Consider the following 24,661-nt stretch of genomic DNA (forward strand, 5'->3'; position numbering starts at 1 on the left):
TTTCCTAGTTTCCAAGTCCAAACAATGTAGATTTTTTTTTCAGCCAGTCACGCTCAACGCTTAACTGTCCTATTTGTTCATATAATTGTTTTATCAAATCTTGATTGTCTGGATCTTTTGTTGCCGGCTTAACTTGAAAACCACTAACTAAATTTTCTATACCTCTTTTTTTCCATGCTTGTATTTGAGTTGCATGAACCCCGTACTTACTGCTTATTTGTGCTATTGTCATTTCAGCTTTTATTGCTTCTATAACAATTTTTGTTTTTTCCGTCGCACTATATTGCTTCGCTTTTTTAGACATATAATTTCCATTTCCTTGTTGTGAAATTATATCTCATTCTTCATTTTTAGCAGTCCAGTTTTTGGGTACCATTATAGAATACTACAACAAAAGAAACTGAACTTTGAACAATGGCTTGAAGATTATAAAGCGCTCCCTAAACTGCCAGAAACATATCTTTTACAAAAACCATCTTTAGAATTGGCAAATTATGATAATGCTATTAAATTTATTACGACCCATGATGATAGCTATATTACATATAAAAATGAAGAATATGAAACATATCAAAAAATACTACAAATTTTAGAAAGCACAAAAATTATTTCAGAAAGGCAACTTTTTAAAAAAACAGATAATTTAGGTGAGAGAGTAACAGATACTGAGCTTATAGCATTTCCTGATGTATTCCGATATTGTAAAGAACAAGTTTTAGATGATTTAATGCGTTCATTAACTAATTCTCAAAAACAGTCTTGGGGCTATAAACATAGGGAAATACAGTCCTCTTCTTTTGAAACTGCAATTTATACCAAAAAGAAGTTTATAGAAGATACAGCCACTCTGATTAAAGTAGAAGAAGTAATTAAAATAGCTGGTGATATTTCACAAAAACTATTAGGACAACTAGACCATCCAGTGTTTTGTGATCATGGAGATATGATCAAAGATATACTTACTAGTGAATTATTAACTATAGATCATGCATTTTTAGAGCAAAGACTCAAAGACGTTAAAAATGAAGCAATGTTTTTTGGTAAGAAAGCTGAAATACAGGAATTTTGCTTGGGACTTAGAAAAATTGTATTAGGGAATGATAAAACTATAGAATTACTAGATAATCAATCTTTTGCAAAAGATGAAGTAATAGCAGCTCTTAAGAAGATAATTGATATAGCTGAAGAGTCTTATAATACAGAGCAAAATAATTTTAATTCTTTACTGATGCAATTAGGCTTTAATGTTGGTGGTAATATTTTTGCTAAGCATCAGTTAGTACAGGTGATAAGAGATAAAACATTACTTAAAGAAGAACAGATAAACTATATACTAACTCACCTTGAAGTATATGAGAAATTAAGCGTAGATCATGCATTTTTAGAGCAAAGATTCAAAGACGTTAAAAATGAAGCAATATTTTTTGGCAAAAAAGCTGAAATACAGGAATTCTGCTTGGGGCGTAGAAAAATTGTATTAAGTGGTGATAAAATCATAGAATTACTAGATAATCAATCTTTTGCGAAAGATGAAATAGTAGCGGCTCTTAAGAAGATAGTTCAGATATCAGATAGCCCATCTTTAGCAGATAAAACTAGTTTTGATGCTTTACTAATAAGGTGGCCCAATTTGTCTAGACTAAAAATCAGAAATTATGAGATATAATTTGCGTTATAATATTAGCCAATAATTTTTGTTAAATACACCTGTTCTGGAGTTAAATATTCCAAGGATTGGTGCATCCTTTTACTATTATAAAAAGTTATGTAATCTGTTATAGCATTTTTTACCTCCTTGACAGTATTTAAAATTATCAAATATATTTTTTCTTGTTTTAATGAACGCCAAAATCTTTCAATAAATACATTATCTAAAGCCCTACCTTTACCGTCCATGCTAATCTTGATTTCACGTTTAACAAGTTCGTAGATGAAATTTTTTGACGTAAATTGAGAACCTTGATCGGTATTAAAAACCTCAGGTTGACCGTGCTTTTCTAGGGCTTCTTCTAGTGCGTCGATGCAAAAATCACTTTCTAAGCTAATAGAAACCTTCCAGCTCAGAATATAACGGCTAAACCAATCAATAATGGCTACTAGATATACAAATCCTTGTGCCATTCTAATATAAGTTATATCGGTGCTCCATACCTGATTTGTCTTAGTAATTTCAACGCCTTTTAAAAGATAAGGATATACCTTATGAGCTTGGTTGCGCTTGCTTAAATTCATTTTAGGATAAATGGCTTCTATTGACATTATTCCGTAATAACGACTTACCGCTTTGCGACCAATAACAATTCCAAACGGTACAAGATGCTTGGACATTCTTCTGGCCCCGAAATACGGATGCTCTGTATAGATTTCATCAATTACTTTCATTATTTCTAAGTCTCTTGTAGTTATTCCTTTTGCCTTGTAATAATAAGTAGATTTATTAATTAAAAGTAGATCGCATTGCCTAACAATGCTTAGATTTATACAATTATTATCAATCATACTTTTCCTAGTTTCCAAGTCCAAACAATGTAGATTTTTTTTTCAGCCAGTCACGCTCAACGCTTAACTGTCCTATTTGTTCATATAATTGTTTTATCAAATCTTGATTGTCTGGATCTTTTGTTGCCGGCTTAACTTGAAAACCACTAACTAAATTTTCTATACCTCTTTTTTTCCATGCTTGTATTTGAGTTGCATGAACCCTAAGGTGGCCCAATTTGTCTAGACTAAAAATCAGAAATTATGAGATATAATTTGCGTTATAATATTAGCCAATAATTTTTGTTAAATACACCTGTTCTGGAGTTAAATATTCCAAGGATTGGTGCATCCTTTTACTATTATAAAAAGTTATGTAATCTGTTATAGCATTTTTTACCTCCTTGACAGTATTTAAAATTATCAAATATATTTTTTCTTGTTTTAATGAACGCCAAAATCTTTCAATAAATACATTATCTAAAGCCCTACCTTTACCGTCCATGCTAATCTTGATTTCACGTTTAACAAGTTCGTAGATGAAATTTTTTGACGTAAATTGAGAACCTTGATCGGTATTAAAAACCTCAGGTTGACCGTGCTTTTCTAGGGCTTCTTCTAGTGCGTCGATGCAAAAATCACTTTCTAAGCTAATAGAAACCTTCCAGCTCAGAATATAACGGCTAAACCAATCAATAATGGCTACTAGATATACAAATCCTTGTGCCATTCTAATATAAGTTATATCGGTGCTCCATACCTGATTTGTCTTAGTAATTTCAACGCCTTTTAAAAGATAAGGATATACCTTATGAGCTTGGTTGCGCTTGCTTAAATTCATTTTAGGATAAATGGCTTCTATTGACATTATTCCGTAATAACGACTTACCGCTTTGCGACCAATAACAATTCCAAACGGTACAAGATGCTTGGACATTCTTCTGGCCCCGAAATACGGATGCTCTGTATAGATTTCATCAATTACTTTCATTATTTCTAAGTCTCTTGTAGTTATTCCTTTTGCCTTGTAATAATAAGTAGATTTATTAATTAAAAGTAGATCGCATTGCCTAACAATGCTTAGATTTATACAATTATTATCAATCATACTTTTCCTAGTTTCCAAGTCCAAACAATGTAGATTTTTTTCAGCCAGTCACGCTCAACGCTTAACTGTCCTATTTGTTCATATAATTGTTTTATCAAATCTTGATTGTCTGGATCTTTTGTTGCCGGCTTAACTTGAAAACCACTAACTAAATTTTCTATACCTCTTTTTTTCCATGCTTGTATTTGAGTTGCATGAACCCCGTACTTACTGCTTATTTGTGCTATTGTCATTTCAGCTTTTATTGCTTCTATAACAATTTTTGTTTTTTCCGTCGCACTATATTGCTTCGCTTTTTTAGACATATAATTTCCATTTCCTTGTTGTGAAATTATATCTCATTCTTCATTTTTAGCAGTCCAGTTTTTGGGTACCATTATATGCTGCCATCGTGTTTTTGGTAGAACATTGCTAGCCTTACTCACCCATTGATCCGTTTGTTTCTTACCACAACGAGAACAAAACCTACCTTTACAGCTGAATGCTACCGATTTATTGCGGTTACAATCACGGCAGCTATAACGTTTAAATCCTAAATATTTCGTTCCACACGATATAACTTTAGTGACGTTGAAAATAATGCCGTATCTTAGCTTGCCGTATTTTTTAGCGAAATCGAGACCAATTACCACGGTCTAGAAAAATATGTTTTATAGATATTCCTTTACCGACTATTTCCATAAATTACTTATAGTTAATGTTTTCTTACCAAGGAATCTTTCTTCCTTTGCGTTCTAAATCAAATTCTTTACAATCAGGGCAATAGTAAACAGAATTATACTTATGATTGGGAGATATTTTTCGCAACATTATCCAGAAAGCCTTGGCTATTTCCTTATCTCCTTCGGAAAAAATCTTTTTGATCCTGCTGTAAGGAATTGCTTGCTCTTTAGAAATGGCCTTAAGAGTTTTTACCGCTAATTCATTGACCAAATGCTGCTCAGAGTGCAAGTTACTCATAACTCAATTATATATTATCTTATGTATGTCTAACATTCAGTCTTTATAACTCAAGTTAAAACAAATCAAATACCAGTATTATAATCCTCCATAAATATTTATCGGTCAAGAGTATCTTCTTTTAAGCTGCCACCGATAGGTGGCTTATCTTGTCCTAGAAGATTTAAGGCTACAGTGGGCCTTGGCATTTGATGAGCGAGATCCTGTTAAGATTAGGCAAGTATTTGATAGGTTAAGGGAGGCAGCAGCTAGTGTTAAAGATTATGAGCATCAGTTTTTTAACCCATATTTTGCAACTAGATATATTGATTCTATTTTATCAATAGAAGAAATAGGATACAAACTATATGACAGAGCAAAAGGTGTTTTAAATCAGGAGTGCATAAATGATGACCCTGGATTACTTGCAAGCATGAAACATTTTGAAATCATGATTAGCAGCTGGCAAAGAAACAGACTAGAGCAATTGGCGAATGGTATCATAGATAGCAAAGATTATGATAATGGATATAAAGAAAAGGCCAAAGAATATCTTGAGGATACCCAAAGAGTATTAAATCAAAGAATAAAATTCTTGGAAAGCATAATTGATTCAGAAGATTTCCATCAAATATTGTTACTTAAAAAAGACTTAAATAACAACGGCAAGAATTGTATGTTAAAGCATATGGAATCACAATATGCCGTATTACAATTACAATTGCACCATGTAAATGGTTTAATTGAATTTATCAATAATACCAGGAATGCAGATATATGCATAAGCAGCAAGGGTAATTTAAGTGAATTAACAAAAGGAGTTAATAGCTCGGGATTCAAAATCCATGATGAGGAACTAGCTCAAATAAGGAATTTAGGTGAAGATTCTTTTTACAGATTAGATGAATTACCTATTGTTAGTGTAAATAGTCCAACAACTAGATCGGCAATAGGCCAAGTTGCCGGTTTATTTGCTAGCAGTGCCTTAAAATTCAGTTTTACCAAGAAGTCAGTTCCTACTTCAAATGATTTAATAGATACTGGTATTTTTGATATTACGAAGGTTGTTTTATCGCAGCAGGAAGAATCTGATCATTTATTGGATATACTTTCATTTGGATTTGGAAGTACGACAAAGAGTTTAAAAATCCTGCGCAAAGTGGCTCAGTACGTATCTGAAAGTATTAGTGGGAAAGTAAGTAAGAGCGGATTATTTGAATCACCTACTATGCAGATTACCAATGATGTTAAAGTTTTTGCAGAAAAGCTTGGAAATATTATGCCCAAGGGAATACTAAAGAGTGTTACTGATGAACCTGCTCTAGCCGGTAATGATATAAACGGACATGAGAATATCAACGGAATACACCACTATTTTGGTAAATATACACTAGATGCTATTAATTCCATATTAAAATTGCGGATAAAGGATGCCGGAATAGCCGATGTCAAGGTAGTAAGTAATAATTATTCATTTATAGATAGTAGTAATAATAATATGGATAAGTTATTAGTAGAATTAAGTGCAATAAATGCACCGGTGATACTTGCTCCTTTGAACTTATTTAACAAGCATGCTGCCGGGTTAATGTTTACAAAGCAGGAAAGCGGTACTATGCTTTACTATATTGATCCAGAAAACCAGCAGATACCATCTGCCTTAGCACAGATATTCAGAGAATATCGATTAGATACCAAGCAATTAACATTAGAAACTCAAAAGTATGCTAACTGCGGTCCTGAGGTAATAGAAGACTTCATGTTTTGTTTGACAGGACAAAGGCTATCTCAGGAGGAGGCTATTTCATACCATTCATTATTGGTAGAGCGTGAATTACTTAACAGTGACGCTCTAGAAAATCAATATAGTAATCTGGTAATAAATCCGGTAAGCAAGGATTTAATACCGGAAGATATGGGTATTATGGAATTTATTTGCAGTTCTTCTGATTATATGGACAATATAGGTTATATAGGGACAGAAGAATCATCTGGATCAGATTTACTGGTTGATTTTGCAATAGATATCATAGTCTAGTTTAGCACTAAGTTAGATCAAAATAAAATATTTAAAAACTACAGTAAGTATACCATTATTCCATAAAATATGTAATAAAGGTAGAGTATAATAAATAAGAAACAATTAGAGATTTATGAAAAACATGTTAAAGCAAGTAATATTCCAATTGATATTGATTATTACTTTATTACTTGGAACAATATTTGCTACATCAAATATAAATAGCGAAGCTTTACAATTTAGAGCCATTATAGGACAAAAACTGAAAACTAAGGTTGATGAGATATTTACAAGTACCCCAAAACTTCTGGAAACATATAATAGAACACAAAACACTGAATTATCAACGATAAGTAATTTACCTGAGTATCAGAATTTGCTAAATAGCAAAGAGCTTAAAGTATTAAATCATTCTCCAGAGATGCAGGAAGCCCTAAAAGAAGTAATAAACGAGATAAGTACGTTAATAGTTAGTACAAATCAGCAAATAGCTGGGATAAATTCACAAATAAGCAAACTTGAGAAAGAACTACAAGGAGGGAATCAAACAAATATATCAGTAAGTGAGATTAAAAGGAATATTTATGCTCAAGAAGCTGTAGTAAGAGGATTAAAGGTAGGAATCAATAATGCCATACAATCACTAAATCAACAAAAGCAGTTGTATTTTACCGATCCGGAAATTGCAAAAAATGTAGGTGATTTTACGCCAATACAAAAACCGGATACATTAACAACTGATACCATATTAACCGATCTGATAAGTCTCGATCAGATAATTGATACAAGAATGACATCAGTTAACTTAGATGGTTATTCAGTTTCAGCTGGTGATGAAATTACGGCAGAAGATGAAGTATGGATTAAAGGCTTAAAATCACATGCAAAACAAAGTCAATATAAGTTAGTACAAGCTTATAAATCAGATCAGCAAGGTGTAGTTGTAGGCCTGGATCTTATGGGTAATTCGGTAGGGCTTGCCTATGCATTTATTCAGGATAATGTAAAAAGCAATGATGCAAAAGAAAAGATAAATAACCATATTGCAACTGTTTATGGGTTTTATGAATTGAATAAAAATATATTTATAGATACGCAAGCTAGATATGGAAAAAGTTATGTTAATAAATCAAGGCATAATATGAACTTAAGTGGAGATATTTCGTATGCAAGAACTGAGGGGGATCTATATGGTGGTAAACTGGAATTATATTATGATCATATAACCCAAGGAAAGATTCACGTAATACCAAGCATAGGTATTACATATGATGAGTTACATATAAGGAAGTATCAAGAAAAAGGAGCTGGTTTTAACAGAGGAGTAGCAGCAAGAAAGGTAGATAAAACCACTGGGTTACTTGGCATAAAGGTAAGCAAAGCAATTGAACTGGATTCATATTTAATAATACCTGAAATACATGTGAAATATATGAATACGCTTAGTTCCAATAACGATAACACTACAATAACAATTTTAGATGGTACAGAGCCACTTATTACCCCATCAAGTAAATTACAGAAAACACTTTACAAAGTAGGTGGTTCATTAAAAATAAAAAGATCAAGGCATGTAAATATAGAAATAGGATATGATTTTGGTAAAAGTAAAAAATACTATTCACATACCGGATATATTAGCGCTATACTTCCTTTTTAGTAAAGGTGGATATTGATAATCTCGAGAGTCTTTTGAATTCATTGTGTAAATTCAGCCATAAGTACCTTAAATTCTATCCTCAAATTTTATCAAAAAATGAGCCATGGCTTCATTCCAATTTTGGATGGGCATACTCCATTTTCGCGTAATGTAATCTATAGTCAAGTACAAAGTCTTAAAAACCGATTCATCACTTGGAAAAACCCGCTTATTTTTTGTTACTTTTCTTAGCTGGTTATTCAAGGATTCTATGGTATTGGTAGTATAAATAATTTTACGGATTGCTTCAGGATATTGTAAAAATATCATTAAATTATCCCAATTATTATACCAGGATTTGGCTATCTGAGGATAATTTTTACCCCATTTAACTTCAAAACTTTCAAGAGCTTCTTGTGCCTCCTCCTCAGTAATAGCCTGATATATAGGCTTTAGATCAGCTGCCAATTTTTTACGATCTTTATATGAGACAAATTTTAAACTATTTCTGATTTGGTGCACAATACAGAGTTGATGCTCACACTTTGGATATACTGCCGATATAGCTTCCGACATACCAGTCAAATTATCGCTGCAGGCAATGAGAATGTCTAATAAGCCTCTGTTCTTCATTTCGGTTAAATTATTTAACCAGAACTTAGCTCCTTCATTATCGCTGATCCATAACCCAAGAATATCCTTATGACCCGATAAATCAATTCCTAACGCTATATATACAGCCTTATTGATAATTCGCTTATCCTGTCTTACCTTAACTACTAAACAATCAAAAAATACTATTGGGTATACAGACTCTAAAGCTCTACCTTGCCAAGATTTAACTTCATCAATTACATCGTCAGTTACTCTACTAATTAGAGATTCACTTACTTCAGCTCCGTATAATTCCTCTAATTGAATCTTGATATCTGATATACTCATACCTTTAGCATACAAGGATATTATTTTTTCATCTAAACCGTCTATTCGGCTTTGCTTCTTTTTGACAATTATAGGTTCAAATTGTCCCTTCCTGTCTCTTGGAACATTAAGTTCTATCTGACCGTTATTGGTTATTAAATTCTTTTGATAACTACCATTTCGTGCATTTTCTACCTCAGATCTACTATAGCGTTCGTAGCCTAAATGGCTTTGCATTTCTGCTTCTAAAGCATGTTCTAAAATACGTTTGCTAAGTTGTTTAATTAAACCTTCTTTCCCAAGTACATTTGATAAATCCGCATCACTTTCTATTAGCATATCTATTGCTGCATTTAGTTTGTCAGTTTGTATATTTTTAGTCATTTATCTCTCCTTAAATTATAATTTATAATGGTACCCAAAAACTGGACTGCTAAAAATGAAGAATGAGATATAATTTCACAACAAGGAAATGGAAATTATATGTCTAAAAAAGCGAAGCAATATAGTGCGACGGAAAAAACAAAAATTGTTATAGAAGCAATAAAAGCTGAAATGACAATAGCACAAATAAGCAGTAAGTACGGGGTTCATGCAACTCAAATACAAGCATGGAAAAAAAGAGGTATAGAAAATTTAGTTAGTGGTTTTCAAGTTAAGCCGGCAACAAAAGATCCAGACAATCAAGATTTGATAAAACAATTATATGAACAAATAGGACAGTTAAGCGTTGAGCGTGACTGGCTGAAAAAAAAATCTACATTGTTTGGACTTGGAAACTAGGAAAAGTATGATTGATAATAATTGTATAAATCTAAGCATTGTTAGGCAATGCGATCTACTTTTAATTAATAAATCTACTTATTATTACAAGGCAAAAGGAATAACTACAAGAGACTTAGAAATAATGAAAGTAATTGATGAAATCTATACAGAGCATCCGTATTTCGGGGCCAGAAGAATGTCCAAGCATCTTGTACCGTTTGGAATTGTTATTGGTCGCAAAGCGGTAAGTCGTTATTACGGAATAATGTCAATAGAAGCCATTTATCCTAAAATGAATTTAAGCAAGCGCAACCAAGCTCATAAGGTATATCCTTATCTTTTAAAAGGCGTTGAAATTACTAAGACAAATCAGGTATGGAGCACCGATATAACTTATATTAGAATGGCACAAGGATTTGTATATCTAGTAGCCATTATTGATTGGTTTAGCCGTTATATTCTGAGCTGGAAGGTTTCTATTAGCTTAGAAAGTGATTTTTGCATCGACGCACTAGAAGAAGCCCTAGAAAAGCACGGTCAACCTGAGGTTTTTAATACCGATCAAGGTTCTCAATTTACGTCAAAAAATTTCATCTACGAACTTGTTAAACGTGAAATCAAGATTAGCATGGACGGTAAAGGTAGGGCTTTAGATAATGTATTTATTGAAAGATTTTGGCGTTCATTAAAACAAGAAAAAATATATTTGATAATTTTAAATACTGTCAAGGAGGTAAAAAATGCTATAACAGATTACATAACTTTTTATAATAGTAAAAGGATGCACCAATCCTTGGAATATTTAACTCCAGAACAGGTGTATTTAACAAAAATTATTGGCTAATATTATAACGCAAATTATATCTCATAATTTCTGATTTTTAGTCTAGACAAATTGGGCCACCTTAATTTTTTTATTATAACTTATGAGAATTTACACAATCAATTGCACAGAACCAATCTCGAGCCTATGGTTCCGGTTTAAGGTTCGCAACGTGTTCCATATTCCCCGCCAGATTTGTTTGATTTATTTTTGATAGATTAATATACCAAATCAAGACGTAATTTCTTTACGCATTAAGATCTATTTATCGCTTCTTAGCGATTTAAGAGAAGTGTTTTATGGAAACAAAGCTTCAGCTATTTCGTATGAATCATGACCTTTCCAATGATTCTTTTAAAACAATCAATAACGTATGTACTCCGGAATTATGCATTCAAAATTTTAAAAATGGTATCGAGACTACAATATTTTTAGATACAAATATTATTTCAAATATTAGAAAATTTACTTTTAAAGAACCATCTCTCGATAGCAGAGTTTGTTTTATAATAGAGCAAATAATAGAAATTTTTAGCAAGCTCTTAAATGTCTATATCTCACCAGGCTTAGCATTTTATGAGTCATGTGACGCTCTAAAAGAGAAAAATATTATGGCTTTCAATATATTTCTTGAGCAATATCTTCCTAAATATGTAGATGCCTATAATTCCTTGGATTACCAACCATTGCAAAAGCAAGAAAGCTTTTATTTACTACATGATTGGGCTTCAATATTTCTTATACAATATGTAAGAAATAAATATTCACATTTATCGCCTTTGGAAAAGTTTAAGAAATTTTTAGATTTAGTACAAGAGCATTTAAGTTTTATAGACGGATTAATATGTGAAATAGCTAAATACTCATTTGCGGATACAAATAAGCTTTCTGAAACTCATAAAAAAATTATAAGAAATTTTATAAAAAGTGGCGATATGAAGAAACAATCTTTGAATGCTGCATATGATTTAATTTTTATACAAGTAATAGCAATGTCCAATAACAAGAAGTTATCTGATGCTTATTTTGGTAAGATAGATAGCTGGGGATTAACAGCTGATCAAGGAATAATAGAGCTTGCTAAACTTATATCTTTTAGTAATAAGGGGCTATTTATATGCGCTGATTTAAATGAATCTGAAAAACTTAGAGATTATCTTGACGAATGTTATATTCATTATAATCTAGTTATGCTACAGCGCTATTCTAATACAATAACTCAACAAAAAAATTTTGATATTGATAATATAATAAATAAATCAGAGAATCTTATTCTAAAACTTGAAAATGCAGCAATATAATAGTATTTAAAGAAATTTGTGAACCTGAATAATATAGCCTTCAAAATCATTAAGCATAGCTCTCCTGAATTTAAGAAAGCTGTAAAATTACGTGAGGAGATCTTGCGTAAACCTTTGGGACTAACTTTTTTGCCTGAAGAATTAGAAGCAGAAAAAGATCATGTTCAAATTGAGGGATTTCAAGATGATGAAGTCGTTAGCACTGCGGTTCTGATTCCTGAAGGTAAAACCTATAAGATTCAGAGGGTCGTTGAAAAAAAAGGCCTGCAAGATTCTGGTATAGGATCGTAAATGATGGAATTCTGCGAATCTTATGCAAGAGACAAAGGATTCATTCTATCTATTGTCATGTAGGAGATTCGGCTGTTAACCTTTATCTCAAAAACAATTACGCTTCTGAAGGTGATTATTTCGATAAGGACACAATCCCGCATCTTAAAATGAGGAAAGTTTTATGAATCTATATTTTATGGCTGGAGCAAGTGGTAGTGGTAAAACAGCTATCATGCCTCATTTAAAAGAACTTTGGGGCAAGAGGATTGCCGTATATGATTTTGATGAGATTGGAGTACCAAAAGATGCTGATACAAAATGGCGTCAAGAATCTACTGAAAAATGGCTGCAGAAACTGTTAAGCGATAACCAAGATGCCTGCCTACTTGGCCAAATGGTACTTGGCGAAATATTTGCCTGCCCGTCTGCTACGCAGCTTAGCAAGATCAATTTTTGCTTTTTGGACGTAAGTGACATAGAACGTATCAAGCGTCTAAGGAAACGAGGTACATATGGAGCTGATCAAAATATGCTAAGCTGGGCTGCATGGCTTCGTATGCATCTTTTCGATCCGCATTGGCATCTACAGGCCATAAAAGAGAATTCCTGGAGCGCTTTAAACTGGAGTGCTTTAGATGACCTTAGTTCCTGGACTCAGAAGGCTAATATCAAGATCATTGATACCAGCAAAGACGATGTAGCTAAAACAGCAAAGAAGATTGCAGGCTGGGTGCAAAGTAGATTAAAATAATAACTCACGAAAAAGGCTATACCACCAATAGCCGGCGAAAAAGCAGCAGCACTAATTGGAAGCTTTTGCATCAGACTTATAAATTTCTCCGCCACAAGGTCAGGATCAAAATTTTGCGCCTTACCCTCAGGGGATTTAAAACCAGAAACTACAAAATTGAATTTTGCAACTTCCATAATCTGCTTAACATTGGGTAGTAGTACTTTAGCCTTTGAGGTTTCGTCGCTCGGGTCTTTAGAGCCGGTTATCGTACCGTCATTGTCTCAAATAATTATTTTATTATCCATATCAATACCGCCTATATTTAATGCCATAGCTTGAGTTGTGAATAATATGATTGTTAAAAAAATTATTAAAAGTCAGTAATTCTGCTTAAATTTACTACATTTTATTATAAGTAAGAGAAATGTAATAAGGTTGGAAGCATAAATATTTATGCTTCCAACCACTGTACCTAAAATTTCTCTTAGCCTCCCTCTGTTTCGTCATAGTAATGACTAACTAGCTTGACGTATACATCTAGCTATTGTAAATTATGAAAAAAAATTACATTTGGTATTACAAAATTTGAGCTCACTATTGATAAATAAGATTACGGCAGATAAGGGTTGCACTAAAAAAAGCTTATTAAAACAAGCTAATTGGTCGGAAATTAAAATGTACCAGGGTAATAAGTTATGTAGTCTTATTAAGACTTTTTCTTTTCTAGCTGGGGTTCAAGAAGAGAAACTGAAATTACTATTAGAAAATGCCCAAGTAAAAAAATATAAAAAAGGTACAGTGCTTTTGCTTGAAGGTGATTATCCTTCAGCTTTTTACCTTATTTTAAACGGGTGGATAAAACTGTCAAAGATATCCTTTGAAGGGGAAGAATCTGTTGTTCAACTGTTTAGCTCCGGTAATACTTTGATAGAATCTTCCATGATTCTTAATACTCCGTCCCAGGTCAATATTCAAACAATGTCATCTACTACTTTAATAAGTATTCCGGTTGCAGCTCTTAAAAAACTAGCAGAAAATTGCCAATTTTTTGCTCTAAATATATTAAATTTATTATCTAAGCAGTTAGAAACACTTACCTCTCAAATCGGCAATATACGGCTTAAAGCTGCAGAAGAGAGAGTTGGTTGGTTTCTTTTAAATCTATTTTCTAATAATTATGCTCTCTCAAATGTATTACAGTTGCCATATAATAAGGGGATTATAGCATCTTATCTTGGGATGAAAGCTGAAACTTTCTCTAGAGCATTGAATGATCTAAAGAAAAAGGGTTTTCAAATAAAAAGTGACGTGGTAATAATGCCTAATATAAAGTCTTTATGTAGCTTTTGTGATGTTAGTATATATCCTCGCTGTCCTCGTTATAATAAGAGTGAATGCCCGTTATTACAGTAGCTCGGATTATTAACTTTATTAATGTTAAATTTTAATTATAAGGCAATTTAGGTGATGACTCTAAAAATCCTCGAGCTTTTATAATAAATTCTCTAGGCTGGTGTAATAAATTAAAATCCAGTTCCCTTTTTTGATCTGGCAAAGGAAACAATGTCTTACACTGAGTAAAGTTTTGTAAATAATAAGTACCTAGGAAATTGCGTGCCTCTAGGTCAATTATTATTTGATTAATATCATCCTCATTTAAGATACTTGTATGTACAGTAGTTCTTACCTCAAAAGGTGTATTACTGCTACATAAATAATCCAGGGTTTGGAAAACAGCTTTTTGATTTTTACATTTTGTTATTTGCAAAAATTTACCTGCTGGAGCTTTATAATCTAGGGCTATATAATCTATCAGCTTTTGCTCGCATAAACTTTTTATCATAGTTGGATTTGTCCCGTTAGTATCTAATTTGATTTTAAAGTTTAAAAACCTAACCTTTTCCAAGAATAATTTTAACCCGGGATATAGAGTACATTCTCCTCCTGATACTACCACTCCTTCTAATAGTTTTTGTCTACTCTGGAGAAAGTGCCATATTTCGTTTACATGTTTCTTCCCTTTATTTGTTAAAACGATGTCCGGATTATGACAATAAAGGCATCGAAAATTACATCCGATAAACCACAAAATACATGCACTAAGATTTGGAAAATCTTGAAGCGTAAAAGGGGTAATATCATAAATCGGCGGTTTTTTATAATAAGTAGTTTCTATTGGCATTGATGTGGGTTATCTCCTGAATTTAATTAGAGAAGCTTTGCTTAAAATAGACTCTTTGTTCGTGTTCCCCTTTTTTGCCCACATTAAAACTATCTACAGGGCGGTAGTATCCCATAACCCTTGTCCAAGTAAGGACTTTCTGACCGCAATAAGGACATTCCAATTGATTACCGGAGAGATAACCGTGTTTGTTACATGTAGAAAAAGTGGGAGAAACAGTAATATATGGTAATTTATAATTCTCAATTACAGTTTTTACAAAATTTTTACAGGCAATAGGAGACGTAAAATTTTCATTCGTATAAAGATGTAAAACAGTACCGCCGGTATACTTACATTGTAATTTATCCTGTTTTTCTAAAGCCTTAAATGGATCATCTGTAAAATGAACAGGAAGTTGGCTACTATTTGTGTAATAAATATTTTCGGAATAACCGGACTGGATAATATCAGGGAAGTATTTTTTATCTTCTTTAGCAAACCGGTAAGTAGCTCCTTCTGCGGGAGTTGCTTCAAGGTTGTAGAGGTTACCGGTTTCTTCTTGATATTTTTTTAGTTCCTTACGCATAAATTCCAGAATTTCTAAACACAACTCTATACCTTGCTCAGAAGCAATATCATAAGCGCTATCACTGAAATTTATTAACATCTCATTCATACCATTAACACCTATAGTACTAAAATGGTTTCTAAAATCTTTTAAGTATCGAGCTGTGTAAGGATATAATCCACGATTGTACATTTCCTGAACAAATTTACGTCTTTTTTCCAATACGGATTTACATAAATTCATTAAATACTTTAATTGATCAAAAAGTCCCTTTTTATCCTTTTTAAACTTATACCCTAGTCTTGCCATATTAATGGTGGTTACACCGATTGAACCTGTCATTTCTGCTGAGCCAAATAATCCGTTTCCACGTTTTACTAATTCCCTTAAATCCAGTTGAAGGCGACAGCACATACTTCTTACAGAGTCAGGGGAATAAGCTTCCGGATTAGGAATTTTGTTCCCTTTATCATCTAAAACGTATTGACTGCCGATAAAATTCTGAAAATAAGAACTACCCATTTTAGCAGTATTATCAAACAGAGCTTTAGCGGCTTTCGAATCCCAATCAAAATCTTCGGTAATATTTACTGTAGGTATAGGAAACGTAAAAGGCTGTTTATTACTATCCCCTTCCGTCATTATTTCGTAGAAAGCCTGATCTATAATTTCTATTTCAGGCTGAAAGTTTTTATAAGTTAAGTCCTTCAGAGAGTTTACATTTCTTGCATTGGCTCTTGTTAATACTTCTTTATCATCTTGTAAGTTTTCAAACAAATGCTCGTTATTAATGCAGGGAATTTGCTCCTGAAGGTCTTTTGGAATCTTGAAATCCAAGGTAATATTAGTAAATGGGCTTTGTCCCCATCGGGTAGGCATATTTAAGTCATAAATAAATTTCCTTAATAACCTTTTTACCTGATAAAAATTAAGATTATCTTTAAATACATATGGGGCAAGATAAGTATCAAAAGAACTAAGCGCTTGGGCACCTGCCCATTCAGACTGTACAACGCCTAAGAAATTTGCTATTTGACCTAATGCTTCATTAAAATGCTTTGGCGGACGACTTGAAACCCTACCTAAAACACCATTAAATCCCTCATTTAAAAGAACCCTTAAACTCCAACCAGCGCAATATCCCGTAAGGCTGTCAAGGTCATGAATATGAATATCTGCCATGCGATGTGATAACATTTCTTCTTCTGAATAAACATTATCTAACCAAAAATTTGCTATTATTTTTCCGGCCGTTTGATTAATTAATGACGCATTAGAATAACTTACGTTCGCATTAGCTTTGATTCTCCAATCTTCTTTATTGATATATTCTTCTATGGTTTCCTTACAGCTAATTTTAGTATCCGTTGCTGTCATATTAATTAGATTTTGCTCGTTTTGAAAATGAATAAAATATTCCAAAACTTTAAACAACTTCGCTTTAACTAAATTGTGGTAAATTAATGTTATATTATTTTCTGTTTCTTTTTGCTTTTTTAAGCTTGAAATTAAACTAATAAAGAACTTCTTGGGTATCCTGGTTTTAGCACTATAAAATGCTTCCTGTAAGCTATTGTATATTGAAATCGGTAAATGATTAATTAGAGATTCTTTGGTTATTTTCTTATTATCAAAGACATTCATTACGGCCTCATTAAATTACTTTCAAATTCTATTGAATACCCATCTATTAAATTCCGAACCAATTTAGCAACTATGTAAAAACAAAAAATTGATTTAGATCAAAGATTAAATAAATCTAATCCTATATTTTTATTAATAACTAAGTTGTATTAATTATTTTTATGAAAACGTTAAAACCATTAACTCTTTCTGGCCAACAAGTATTACCGTTAATTGAGGGAGGTAAAGGAATCTCAGTTAGTAACGGTCAAAGTGCCGGAGCTTGGGCATCCAGCGGAGCGGTGGGAACTTTTTCCGGCGTATACGGAGATTATTATGATGAAACGGGGAAGTTTATACCATTGATTTTTAGAGGAAAAACTAGGAGTGAACGAAGTATAGAGCTAACTAATCATGCTATAAAAGCAGCTATATCCCAAGCTAAGATAGCGTACGATCTGTCAGGAGGAGCAGGACGTATCCATATGAATGTATTATGGGGGATAAGCTCAGTTGAGTATTTTCTTCAGGAAGTGTTAAAAAATACAAAAAATTTAATTCATGGAGTAGTGTGCGGAGCTGGTCTGCCGTTTAAGTTGGCTGAAATAGCTTCTCAACACAAAGTTTTCTATTACCCTATAGTTTCTTCGGCGAGAGCTTTTAACCTATTATGGAAACGATCATATATAAATTTTAGGGAATGGCTTGGCGGAGTAGTATATGAAGATCCTTGGAAGGCTGGAGGGCATAATGGAATAAGTAATAACGAAGATTGTGACCTTCCTGAAAATCCTTACCAAAGAGTTGTAGCTATTAGGCAAATTATGAGGGAATGTGGTTTGCACGATATTCCGATTATAATGGCTGGTGGGGTGTGGTTTTTGAGGGATTGGGAAAATTGGATTAATAACACCGAAATTGGACCAATTGCTTTTCAATTCGGAACTAGAGCTTTACTAACGGTGGAAAGCCCTATTTCTGATAGTTGGAAACAGAAACTTTTAGACTTAGATCCTGCTGAAATTAAGTCTAATCACTTTAGTCCGACAGGATTTCATTCATTGGCTGTAGTAAATAACTTTATAAAAGAACTTCAAGACAGGTCGCTTAGGCAAGTATATTATTCCCTTACGCCTACCGAGGAACGAAAAATGGCTGTTGTGATTAACAAAATTAAGAATAAGGCTATTTATTTAACTGAGGAAGATAATCAAAAAGCTAATTGCTGGATAAAAGCAGGGTTTAACAAAACTATGGTTACTCCGGATTCAAGCCTAATTTTTATTACTCAGGAAAAATATGATGAAATAAGAGAGACCCAAATAAATTGTACTGGCTGCCTAGCTTATTGCCGTTTTAGCAATTGGTCTGAGAAAAAAGAACTGGCAGAAGGTAAAATTCCTGACCCACGTTCTTATTGTATCAGGAGAACTTTATACAATATTTCCCATGGAGGAGATATACAAGAAAATCTGATGTTTTCTGGAAAGTTAGCCTATTTATTTGCGCAAGATCCTTTTTACAAAAATGGTTTTATTCCTACTGTTAAAGAGCTAATTAATCGAATATTAACGGGTAATTAACGTTATAGTATATCTTAAAAGTCAGCAAATATTCTAAAATTACATATAATAACTATACTTAAATTTAATAGACTACTAAGTAAAATGTTCAATTTTGTTAAATTCTTAAAAACTATACCTCCATACTCCTATGGAATATGTTTATTAGGTATGATTTCAGGTATGACCTTTAATTTAATTTCTTTTACTATACCTTATAACTTGGCTGAAGCTAAATACTCTTCTACTTTTGTAGGGTTAATATTCTTGACCTCCTTACCATACTGTTTAAAACCGATTTTAGCCCCATTTATTGACACATATTCAATACCTTTTTTGTGTAAGAGACTTGGTCATAGGAGAGGGTGGGCTCTTGCAATTCAAGCATGCCTATTAATTTCTATATCAGTATTTTTAATAATTGAGCCTACCTATAATCCCCTTATAACTATTATTGTTATGCCAGTTATATCTCTTTGTGCGGCTCTCCAGGATATTGTTTTAGACGCTTATCGGATAGAACATGCCAAAACTGAACAGGAGCTCTCCCTTATAAGCACCTTTAGCATTACAGGATTCCGTATAGGGATGTTAATAGGGAGTGCAGGAGGATTATATATTTCCAGTATATTAAATTGGCATTATGTTTATTTATGTGCTTTCGTAGTTATTCTACTTGGGCCAATAATCATTTTACAGGTTACAGAACCTGGTATATTAAAACGTAAAACCGCAACCAGTTTATTATCTTCTACAGAATATCTCCAAGTAATTAAGGATAGTTTTAGATTATTAAAAATAAAAAATCCAAAATGGTTTTTAATAATTTTATTTATATTATTGTATAAATCGAGCGATACAGTGCCGGCTGCTATGAGTTCACTAGTACTTATAGATTTGTCTTTTACCACTACCGAGATAGCGGGCATATCTAAAGCATACGGCCTTTTATTAATGATCATGGGCGGTGCTATAGCGGGTATAATAACAGCTAAAGTAGGAATTGTGAAAAGCGTTTTTATATGTGGTATTTTTCAGTTGATGTCACCACTTATGTTTGCAATATTATCCATAATGGGTAATAATATCTTAATAATGTTTCTAACTATTACTCTGCAGAACTTTACTTCAGGCTTAGGAGGTACTGCGTTAGTAATATATTTTTCCATTCTTTGTGATAAGCAGTTGGTAGCTACACAATTTTCTATCATTTCTTCTTTCAGCTCATTTTCACGTATACTCCTTTCTTTCTTATCTGGAGTGGCTGCGTCATACTTGGATTGGACTACTTTTTTTATTTTCAACATTTTAATAAGTGCAATGTTTATACCTATATTTTTATTAATCTATAACTTAACTGTGTGTAAGAAAGTGGAAAATAGCTGATTACAATTTACATCTATGCAGGATTTAGAAGTAACAAGCAATGATATTACACTTAAAGACGTTAATCTTAATAATATAGTTATCAACGATAATAATGGTAAGAAGCAGGTTTTACATTTAAAAGGAAAAAGTTTAGTAAAAAGAAATATTAATTTTATATCTGAAAAAGGTGTTATCGTAAAAGGATCAAATGTCCAAATTAAAGGAGATATAACAGGTGCAATTATAAAAAATAATAAAGGTTATCTAAATAGCACTATCTGATATAAGGGACAGATAATATTTTTAGAACAAATAGTTATATTTCCTAGTATACTATCTTACCAGTTTTATTAGTAATAATATATATATAATAAATCTGGGGTAGGCTTATTCTTAAGAGCACTCCAATATGCCAGAGGAAATACTAAAAAAATTTAGGACTTCTCTAAATTTTTTGCTCAGATTTTTCGAAAAAACCACAACTTAGATTGAATGGCGGAGAGGAAGGGATTCGAACCCTCGACACATTGCTGTGAACACGCTTTCCAGGCGAGCGCCTTAAACCACTCGGCCACCTCTCCGAAGGGGGTTGTTTTTAGATCTTATGCAGAAAAATACACTAAAGACAAATTTTAATCAAGTAATACAATTCAAAAAGAAGCAAGAAGAAGTTGAAAGTTTAACCTTCTCAAGATTTTAGGTATGTTTGTTGAGATAAGTAAAACATTAATATAAAAAACAAGGTATTGAATAGGTATAAAAAATAATAAAATTTTTTATATGTAATCTGGTAATGATTGATATAAATAAAAGATGAGTTGTAGAGTCTTTTGAATCAATTGTGTAAATTCAGCCCTAAGAGCCCTGTTGTAAATAGAGAGGTAAGGGGATAAAATCATTGTTCCTAAGTAAAGATAGAATACTAGATTTATGAACCTATTTAAGCATCCACATTTCAAATATGAGATATAATCATCTGGGCGGTAAGATGGTACTGTAAGTATGGTATAAGTTATTGCGATTTAGAGGAAATGCGAATGTTTAAAAAAGGAAAATTCGACTTCTGGAAATATGGGCAGGGTATTTTCGGTGAAATTAGTATTATTACTGACAATTTACTTGCATAAATAAGCTTTAGGTTTTAGAGTTGTTTGTTAGGTATAGGAAAAAGATACTCATTAGCTGCCTATTAAATACTTTAACATTTTAATTCTCTATAACAAAAAATGCTTTATAGTTTCATCCATAAATTTATAAATATTTTTTCCGAGCTTACTCCTAATAAAGCAGTGTGTGAAGAATTTATAAACAAAGATGACTTACATAGAGAACCTACACGTGATTTTTATGAAGATTTAGGTAGGCCGTACTAAGAACGTATCCACAAATGGAGTTAATAGGATGACAGGGGAAGTAAGACCACTAAAGTTATTACCATTGTCATTATAAGGCTACTTCATCTTTGAAGTCCTCAGAAATAATAACCCTACCTCTGTAAAAACCTGTAAACTCATCTTTTATACGATCCCCCGCCTTATTTGTGGAAGTTATAGGTTGTTCCATTTTTTAAGCTGTTAATATTTAATTTGTAACATTAAAGAAAATAATTTAATAAATATTTATAATTTGCTTATATTCCAACTAATAAGGGGTTATTATATAATGGCGTCATTGACTGATTTTTAAATTATGGATTATTCAACATCCTGTAAATACTCACTAAGATTAACAGAAAAACTTAAATCATTAGATATTCAAAATGTGCTAGATTTCGAGTTAATTAATAAAGCTATTTACTTCGCTAGGAAATATCATGGTGACCAAAAAAGGAAATCAAGGCGAGTTATATTACACCCACCCTTTAGAAGTAGCTTATATGATATCCGACTACAATTTAAAAACGGATGTAATAGTAGCTAGTATATTGCACGACACCGTTGAAGATACAGAAGTTAGTGTAGAGATGATACAAGGTACTTTTGGCGAAAGGATAGCAGAAATGGTTGATAGGCTTACCCGTGATAGACCAGATGGAACAAAGTTAACTGTAGAGGAGGTTTTAAATAACTCTTATAAAGTAAAGGAGAGGGAAGTGCTGCTAATAAAACTATTTGATAGGTTACATAATATGCAGACTTTAGGATGTATATTGCCAGAAAAAGCAAAAAAAGTAACAGAGGAAACGCTTAATTTTTTTATTATAACTGCTATGTATATGGGCTACAAAGACTTAGAAAAAGTAATTTATGAACTTTGCTGTAATAATTTATCTATTGATTCTTCTTTTGATAAGGATTTTCAATTCAGTGAATGTAAGTCTTATTTAGATTCCTTAGAAGTATCGCATAGTCACCAGACTGTTTCTCAAGTTTTTCAAAATGTAATAAACCAAGTAAAAAACAGAAAGTAATAGGCAGGGAGATCAAAAGTATACCATACACATCAAAAAAGTTGGTTGTATAAACTAGCCCAAACGATGTTATGATATAGAGCGTTATATGTGCAAGTGCTGTAATCATGCTAGCATAACGGAATCTTTTAAAAATTGGAAAGTGCATTAAAAATATAGCTTTTGCAGGTATTGTAGAATGTCCAAAAACAACCCCAATTATTTGAATAATTAAAATTATTGAAGGCGATTCTGCTTTTGTTAGTAAAAAAGGAACTAGACAGAGAAATGGAATATAAATTATTAATTTCACTTTTAATAAAAATAAAGGATGTATTTTCTCTGTAAGTCGAATAAATATGAATAAACCAACTAAATTAAATATTGATACGAGGAAATTATGATTAATTAGTTCTGCGCTTGTATAATGAAACTGGTTTTTTAGTATTGTGGTACAATAAACATAAGAAAAATAAAAACAAAATGGCCACCCACAGAAAATTAAGAAGTAAGCTAGAGAAGTTTTAAAAGATACTTTTTCTAAGTATGCCGCATTAGTTTGTAGTGCTGAGCCATTTTCAATCGTTCTTTCAAGCATGTTACGTAACTTACGTGTTGCATCACTAAATTCCGGGGATTCACGTAATGTTACTCTTGCAGCAGAACCAATTAAGGCAATTGTTGCTCCGATCCAAAAAATAACTCTCCAGTTTATATCAAGAGATAGTACAACTTGTGCTACCATTAATGAGACAGACATTCCAACAACTCCGGCAAAACCTATATATCCCACTGCTTTGTACCTTAAAGGTGGATCTATCAACTCTGCAGTATAGAGTTCAGCGCCTATAGATTCTCCTATGGAAGACATTCCCTGTAAAGCTCTACAAATTGTAATAACCCATGAAGCAGCTATTCCTATTTGAGCATACGTTGGCACATTTGCCATAATTATACACGAGATTGCCATAACCATCGTTGTTATAATAACGGTATGCTTTCTTCCCACTTTATCACCAATATATCCAAACAGTAATGCTCCTATCGGCTTTAGAGCAAAAGTAGAACAAAATGTGAAAGCAGATAAAAGAGAATTAGTAAACGGATCAAATTTTGGAAAAAATATTTCGTTTAGTACAACAGCCATATGGACAAATAACATAAGGTCAAAATATTCCAAAAACGTACCTATTTGTAAAAGAAATATAGCTCCTTTTTGTTCTTTATTTAATCTTCTCATATAATAATCCCCAAGTTAATTATATATTAAAAAATGCAAGTAAACCCTGACGGTTCTTTGTAAGACCTCGTTGTTTTGTGAAGTGCGTTAAAACCTATATTATTTTATAAACATTTCCTAGTTAAACCAGCTATTAGAGCTATTTTTCAACTCTTTATTGTACTAGTCATGATAAATTATTGGGATTACTTGTTATTTTAATTTAGAATGTTTTAACATAGGCGATAATTTCTAGTTAATCTGATTTTAGAAATTCTAGATAATTGAGCATATAGGACAGATTTAAGATTCACTTACTGAATCTTAATACCTGATTACTCATGCCTTTAACATCCAAAGATATTACTTTTTCATCTAAACTATCTATTCGGCTTTGTTTCTTTGTAACAATTACAGGCTCCAATTTTTCTTTCCTGTTTCTTGAAACATTAAGTTCTATATGGCCTTTATTGGTTGTTAAATTCTTTTGATAACTACCTTTCCTATATCAGACCTATTATAGTGTTCGTAACCCTAAATGGCTTTGCATTTTTGCTTCTAAAGTACGCTCTAAAATACGTTTGCTAGGTTGTTTAACTAAACCTTCTTTCCCAAGTACATTTGATAAATATACATCACTTTTTATGAGAATATCTATTGCTGCATTTAGTTTTTCGGTTTGTATATTTTTAGCCATTTATTTCTTCATAAATTATAATTTATAAGAATTTACACAATCATTTGGGCAGAGCCGAATGGCATAAGTTT

At 32.3% G+C, this 24,661-nt stretch carries 24 protein-coding genes, 1 tRNA gene and 2 pseudogenes; 14 read left to right on the forward strand and 13 right to left on the reverse strand.

The annotated features are described in order from the left end of the window. Nucleotides 1-4: 4 nt before the first annotated feature. Nucleotides 5-304 (reverse strand): transposase, encoded by a 300-nt coding sequence (locus tag N3Z16_RS07290; protein ID WP_282485684.1) that lies wholly within the window; start codon nucleotides 302-304, stop codon nucleotides 5-7. Between the two features lie 180 nt (nucleotides 305-484). On the opposite strand from N3Z16_RS07290, the gene N3Z16_RS07295 reads away from it, so the two are divergent. Next, the gene (locus N3Z16_RS07295) at nucleotides 485-1,666 is read left to right on the forward strand and encodes a hypothetical protein (protein WP_282485977.1); all 1,182 of its coding nucleotides are present in this window, start codon (nucleotides 485-487) and stop codon (nucleotides 1,664-1,666) included. A 14-nt stretch (nucleotides 1,667-1,680) separates the two neighbouring features. Here N3Z16_RS07295 and N3Z16_RS07300 read toward each other — a convergent pair whose 3' ends face one another. The 6 genes from N3Z16_RS07300 to N3Z16_RS07325 all read right to left on the reverse strand — a co-directional run bounded on the left by N3Z16_RS07300 (nucleotide 1,681) and on the right by N3Z16_RS07325 (nucleotide 4,546). After that, on the reverse strand, nucleotides 1,681-2,499 hold the full coding sequence (locus tag N3Z16_RS07300) for an IS3 family transposase (protein WP_282485683.1): 819 nt from the start codon (nucleotides 2,497-2,499) through the stop codon (nucleotides 1,681-1,683). A gap of 7 nt (nucleotides 2,500-2,506) precedes the next feature. Beyond that, nucleotides 2,507-2,716 (reverse strand): hypothetical protein, encoded by a 210-nt coding sequence (locus N3Z16_RS07305; RefSeq protein ID WP_282485978.1) that lies wholly within the window; start codon nucleotides 2,714-2,716, stop codon nucleotides 2,507-2,509. A gap of 51 nt (nucleotides 2,717-2,767) precedes the next feature. Beyond that, nucleotides 2,768-3,586, reverse strand: a complete 819-nt coding sequence (locus N3Z16_RS07310; protein ID WP_282485683.1) for an IS3 family transposase — start codon at nucleotides 3,584-3,586, stop codon at nucleotides 2,768-2,770. Further along, on the reverse strand, nucleotides 3,583-3,891 hold the full coding sequence (locus N3Z16_RS07315) for a transposase (RefSeq protein WP_282485964.1): 309 nt from the start codon (nucleotides 3,889-3,891) through the stop codon (nucleotides 3,583-3,585). Before N3Z16_RS07315 ends, N3Z16_RS07310 begins: the two co-directional genes overlap by 4 nt. A 33-nt stretch (nucleotides 3,892-3,924) precedes the next feature. Further along, a complete protein-coding gene (locus tag N3Z16_RS07320; protein WP_282485979.1) occupies nucleotides 3,925-4,218 on the reverse strand; it encodes a transposase zinc-binding domain-containing protein in 294 nt (97 codons plus the stop codon). Between the two features lie 73 nt (nucleotides 4,219-4,291). Next, on the reverse strand, nucleotides 4,292-4,546 hold the full coding sequence (locus tag N3Z16_RS07325) for a hypothetical protein (protein WP_282485543.1): 255 nt from the start codon (nucleotides 4,544-4,546) through the stop codon (nucleotides 4,292-4,294). A 181-nt stretch (nucleotides 4,547-4,727) separates the two neighbouring features. On the opposite strand from N3Z16_RS07325, the gene N3Z16_RS07330 reads away from it, so the two are divergent. After that, complete coding sequence (locus N3Z16_RS07330) at nucleotides 4,728-6,563, forward strand: hypothetical protein (protein ID WP_282485980.1); 1,836 nt, start codon at nucleotides 4,728-4,730, stop codon at nucleotides 6,561-6,563. Between the two features lie 124 nt (nucleotides 6,564-6,687). Next, nucleotides 6,688-8,205 (forward strand): autotransporter outer membrane beta-barrel domain-containing protein, encoded by a 1,518-nt coding sequence (locus N3Z16_RS07335; protein ID WP_282485981.1) that lies wholly within the window; start codon nucleotides 6,688-6,690, stop codon nucleotides 8,203-8,205. 66 nt (nucleotides 8,206-8,271) lie between these two features. Here the strand turns inward: N3Z16_RS07335 and N3Z16_RS07340 are convergent, their stop codons facing one another. After that, nucleotides 8,272-9,489: an IS256 family transposase gene (locus N3Z16_RS07340; RefSeq protein WP_282485982.1), complete on the reverse strand. Its 1,218-nt coding sequence runs from the start codon at nucleotides 9,487-9,489 to the stop codon at nucleotides 8,272-8,274. 99 nt (nucleotides 9,490-9,588) lie between these two features. Here N3Z16_RS07340 and N3Z16_RS07345 point away from each other — a divergent pair, with 99 nt between their 5' ends. The 6 genes from N3Z16_RS07345 to N3Z16_RS07370 all read left to right on the forward strand — a co-directional run bounded on the left by N3Z16_RS07345 (nucleotide 9,589) and on the right by N3Z16_RS07370 (nucleotide 14,413). Next, a complete protein-coding gene (locus tag N3Z16_RS07345) occupies nucleotides 9,589-9,888 on the forward strand; it encodes a transposase (protein WP_282485684.1) in 300 nt (99 codons plus the stop codon). Nucleotides 9,889-9,895: 7 nt separating this feature from the next. After that, nucleotides 9,896-10,714 (forward strand): IS3 family transposase, encoded by an 819-nt coding sequence (locus tag N3Z16_RS07350; RefSeq protein WP_282485683.1) that lies wholly within the window; start codon nucleotides 9,896-9,898, stop codon nucleotides 10,712-10,714. A 278-nt stretch (nucleotides 10,715-10,992) separates the two neighbouring features. After that, nucleotides 10,993-11,994 (forward strand): hypothetical protein, encoded by a 1,002-nt coding sequence (locus N3Z16_RS07355; protein ID WP_282485983.1) that lies wholly within the window; start codon nucleotides 10,993-10,995, stop codon nucleotides 11,992-11,994. Nucleotides 11,995-12,012: 18 nt separating this feature from the next. Then, complete coding sequence (locus tag N3Z16_RS07360; protein WP_282485984.1) at nucleotides 12,013-12,285, forward strand: GNAT family N-acetyltransferase; 273 nt, start codon at nucleotides 12,013-12,015, stop codon at nucleotides 12,283-12,285. A gap of 163 nt (nucleotides 12,286-12,448) precedes the next feature. Beyond that, nucleotides 12,449-13,018 carry a hypothetical protein gene (locus tag N3Z16_RS07365; RefSeq protein WP_282485986.1) on the forward strand — a complete coding sequence of 190 codons (570 nt, stop codon included), beginning with the start codon at nucleotides 12,449-12,451 and terminating at the stop codon, nucleotides 13,016-13,018. A 657-nt stretch (nucleotides 13,019-13,675) separates the two neighbouring features. Beyond that, the gene (locus tag N3Z16_RS07370) at nucleotides 13,676-14,413 is read left to right on the forward strand and encodes a Crp/Fnr family transcriptional regulator (RefSeq protein ID WP_282485987.1); all 738 of its coding nucleotides are present in this window, start codon (nucleotides 13,676-13,678) and stop codon (nucleotides 14,411-14,413) included. Nucleotides 14,414-14,444: 31 nt separating this feature from the next. Here the strand turns inward: N3Z16_RS07370 and N3Z16_RS07375 are convergent, their stop codons facing one another. Together N3Z16_RS07375 and N3Z16_RS07380 are read right to left on the reverse strand one after the other, a co-directional pair. Beyond that, the gene (locus N3Z16_RS07375; protein ID WP_282485988.1) at nucleotides 14,445-15,182 is read right to left on the reverse strand and encodes an anaerobic ribonucleoside-triphosphate reductase activating protein; all 738 of its coding nucleotides are present in this window, start codon (nucleotides 15,180-15,182) and stop codon (nucleotides 14,445-14,447) included. 22 nt (nucleotides 15,183-15,204) lie between these two features. After that, nucleotides 15,205-17,376 carry a ribonucleoside triphosphate reductase gene (locus N3Z16_RS07380; RefSeq protein ID WP_282485990.1) on the reverse strand — a complete coding sequence of 724 codons (2,172 nt, stop codon included), beginning with the start codon at nucleotides 17,374-17,376 and terminating at the stop codon, nucleotides 15,205-15,207. Between the two features lie 161 nt (nucleotides 17,377-17,537). On the opposite strand from N3Z16_RS07380, the gene N3Z16_RS07385 reads away from it, so the two are divergent. The 3 genes from N3Z16_RS07385 (at nucleotide 17,538) to N3Z16_RS07395 (ending at nucleotide 20,567) form a co-directional block, all read left to right on the forward strand. Continuing rightward, complete coding sequence (locus N3Z16_RS07385) at nucleotides 17,538-18,938, forward strand: NAD(P)H-dependent flavin oxidoreductase (protein WP_282485991.1); 1,401 nt, start codon at nucleotides 17,538-17,540, stop codon at nucleotides 18,936-18,938. Nucleotides 18,939-19,022: 84 nt separating this feature from the next. Continuing rightward, a complete protein-coding gene (locus N3Z16_RS07390) occupies nucleotides 19,023-20,303 on the forward strand; it encodes an MFS transporter (RefSeq protein WP_282485993.1) in 1,281 nt (426 codons plus the stop codon). A 15-nt stretch (nucleotides 20,304-20,318) separates the two neighbouring features. Beyond that, nucleotides 20,319-20,567 carry a hypothetical protein gene (locus N3Z16_RS07395; protein ID WP_223938515.1) on the forward strand — a complete coding sequence of 83 codons (249 nt, stop codon included), beginning with the start codon at nucleotides 20,319-20,321 and terminating at the stop codon, nucleotides 20,565-20,567. 211 nt (nucleotides 20,568-20,778) lie between these two features. Here N3Z16_RS07395 and N3Z16_RS07400 read toward each other — a convergent pair. After that, nucleotides 20,779-20,866: transfer RNA gene (locus N3Z16_RS07400), tRNA-Ser, on the reverse strand. Nucleotides 20,867-21,215: 349 nt separating this feature from the next. Between N3Z16_RS07400 and N3Z16_RS07405 the strand changes: the two are divergent. Both N3Z16_RS07405 and N3Z16_RS07410 read left to right on the forward strand, forming a co-directional pair. Next, nucleotides 21,216-21,319: pseudogene (locus N3Z16_RS07405) on the forward strand (IS6 family transposase); the annotation flags it as partial. Nucleotides 21,320-22,098: 779 nt separating this feature from the next. Then, on the forward strand, nucleotides 22,099-22,695 hold the full coding sequence (locus N3Z16_RS07410; protein ID WP_282485995.1) for an HD domain-containing protein: 597 nt from the start codon (nucleotides 22,099-22,101) through the stop codon (nucleotides 22,693-22,695). Here N3Z16_RS07410 and N3Z16_RS07415 read toward each other — a convergent pair. Together N3Z16_RS07415 and N3Z16_RS11735 are read right to left on the reverse strand one after the other, a co-directional pair. Continuing rightward, nucleotides 22,589-23,914 (reverse strand): MFS transporter, encoded by a 1,326-nt coding sequence (locus tag N3Z16_RS07415; RefSeq protein WP_282485997.1) that lies wholly within the window; start codon nucleotides 23,912-23,914, stop codon nucleotides 22,589-22,591. The genes N3Z16_RS07410 and N3Z16_RS07415 overlap by 107 nt on opposite strands. 316 nt (nucleotides 23,915-24,230) lie before the next feature. Beyond that, nucleotides 24,231-24,590: pseudogene (locus tag N3Z16_RS11735) on the reverse strand (transposase); the annotation flags it as partial. Nucleotides 24,591-24,661 lie beyond the last annotated feature (71 nt).

This window comes from Candidatus Megaera polyxenophila, assembly GCF_029982035.1.
Taxonomy (GTDB): domain Bacteria; phylum Pseudomonadota; class Alphaproteobacteria; order Rickettsiales; family Rickettsiaceae; genus Megaera; species Megaera polyxenophila.

What these genes read in the sequence shown, in the direction of transcription:
- N3Z16_RS07290 (WP_282485684.1), bottom strand. Translation starts at nt 304, where the DNA reads ATGTCTAAAAAAGCGAAGCAATATAGTGCGACGGAAAAAACAAAAATT.
- N3Z16_RS07300 (WP_282485683.1), bottom strand. Translation starts at nt 2,499, where the DNA reads ATGATTGATAATAATTGTATAAATCTAAGCATTGTTAGGCAATGCGAT.
- N3Z16_RS07310 (WP_282485683.1), bottom strand. Translation starts at nt 3,586, where the DNA reads ATGATTGATAATAATTGTATAAATCTAAGCATTGTTAGGCAATGCGAT.
- N3Z16_RS07315 (WP_282485964.1), bottom strand. Translation starts at nt 3,891, where the DNA reads ATGTCTAAAAAAGCGAAGCAATATAGTGCGACGGAAAAAACAAAAATT.
- N3Z16_RS07325 (WP_282485543.1), bottom strand. Translation starts at nt 4,546, where the DNA reads ATGAGTAACTTGCACTCTGAGCAGCATTTGGTCAATGAATTAGCGGTA.
- N3Z16_RS07335 (WP_282485981.1), top strand. Translation starts at nt 6,688, where the DNA reads ATGTTAAAGCAAGTAATATTCCAATTGATATTGATTATTACTTTATTA.
- N3Z16_RS07340 (WP_282485982.1), bottom strand. Translation starts at nt 9,489, where the DNA reads ATGACTAAAAATATACAAACTGACAAACTAAATGCAGCAATAGATATG.
- N3Z16_RS07345 (WP_282485684.1), top strand. Translation starts at nt 9,589, where the DNA reads ATGTCTAAAAAAGCGAAGCAATATAGTGCGACGGAAAAAACAAAAATT.
- N3Z16_RS07350 (WP_282485683.1), top strand. Translation starts at nt 9,896, where the DNA reads ATGATTGATAATAATTGTATAAATCTAAGCATTGTTAGGCAATGCGAT.
- N3Z16_RS07355 (WP_282485983.1), top strand. Translation starts at nt 10,993, where the DNA reads ATGGAAACAAAGCTTCAGCTATTTCGTATGAATCATGACCTTTCCAAT.
- N3Z16_RS07365 (WP_282485986.1), top strand. Translation starts at nt 12,449, where the DNA reads ATGAATCTATATTTTATGGCTGGAGCAAGTGGTAGTGGTAAAACAGCT.
- N3Z16_RS07370 (WP_282485987.1), top strand. Translation starts at nt 13,676, where the DNA reads ATGTACCAGGGTAATAAGTTATGTAGTCTTATTAAGACTTTTTCTTTT.
- N3Z16_RS07375 (WP_282485988.1), bottom strand. Translation starts at nt 15,182, where the DNA reads ATGCCAATAGAAACTACTTATTATAAAAAACCGCCGATTTATGATATT.
- N3Z16_RS07380 (WP_282485990.1), bottom strand. Translation starts at nt 17,376, where the DNA reads ATGAATGTCTTTGATAATAAGAAAATAACCAAAGAATCTCTAATTAAT.
- N3Z16_RS07385 (WP_282485991.1), top strand. Translation starts at nt 17,538, where the DNA reads ATGAAAACGTTAAAACCATTAACTCTTTCTGGCCAACAAGTATTACCG.
- N3Z16_RS07390 (WP_282485993.1), top strand. Translation starts at nt 19,023, where the DNA reads ATGTTCAATTTTGTTAAATTCTTAAAAACTATACCTCCATACTCCTAT.
- N3Z16_RS07395 (WP_223938515.1), top strand. Translation starts at nt 20,319, where the DNA reads ATGCAGGATTTAGAAGTAACAAGCAATGATATTACACTTAAAGACGTT.
- N3Z16_RS07410 (WP_282485995.1), top strand. Translation starts at nt 22,099, where the DNA reads ATGGTGACCAAAAAAGGAAATCAAGGCGAGTTATATTACACCCACCCT.
- N3Z16_RS07415 (WP_282485997.1), bottom strand. Translation starts at nt 23,914, where the DNA reads ATGAGAAGATTAAATAAAGAACAAAAAGGAGCTATATTTCTTTTACAA.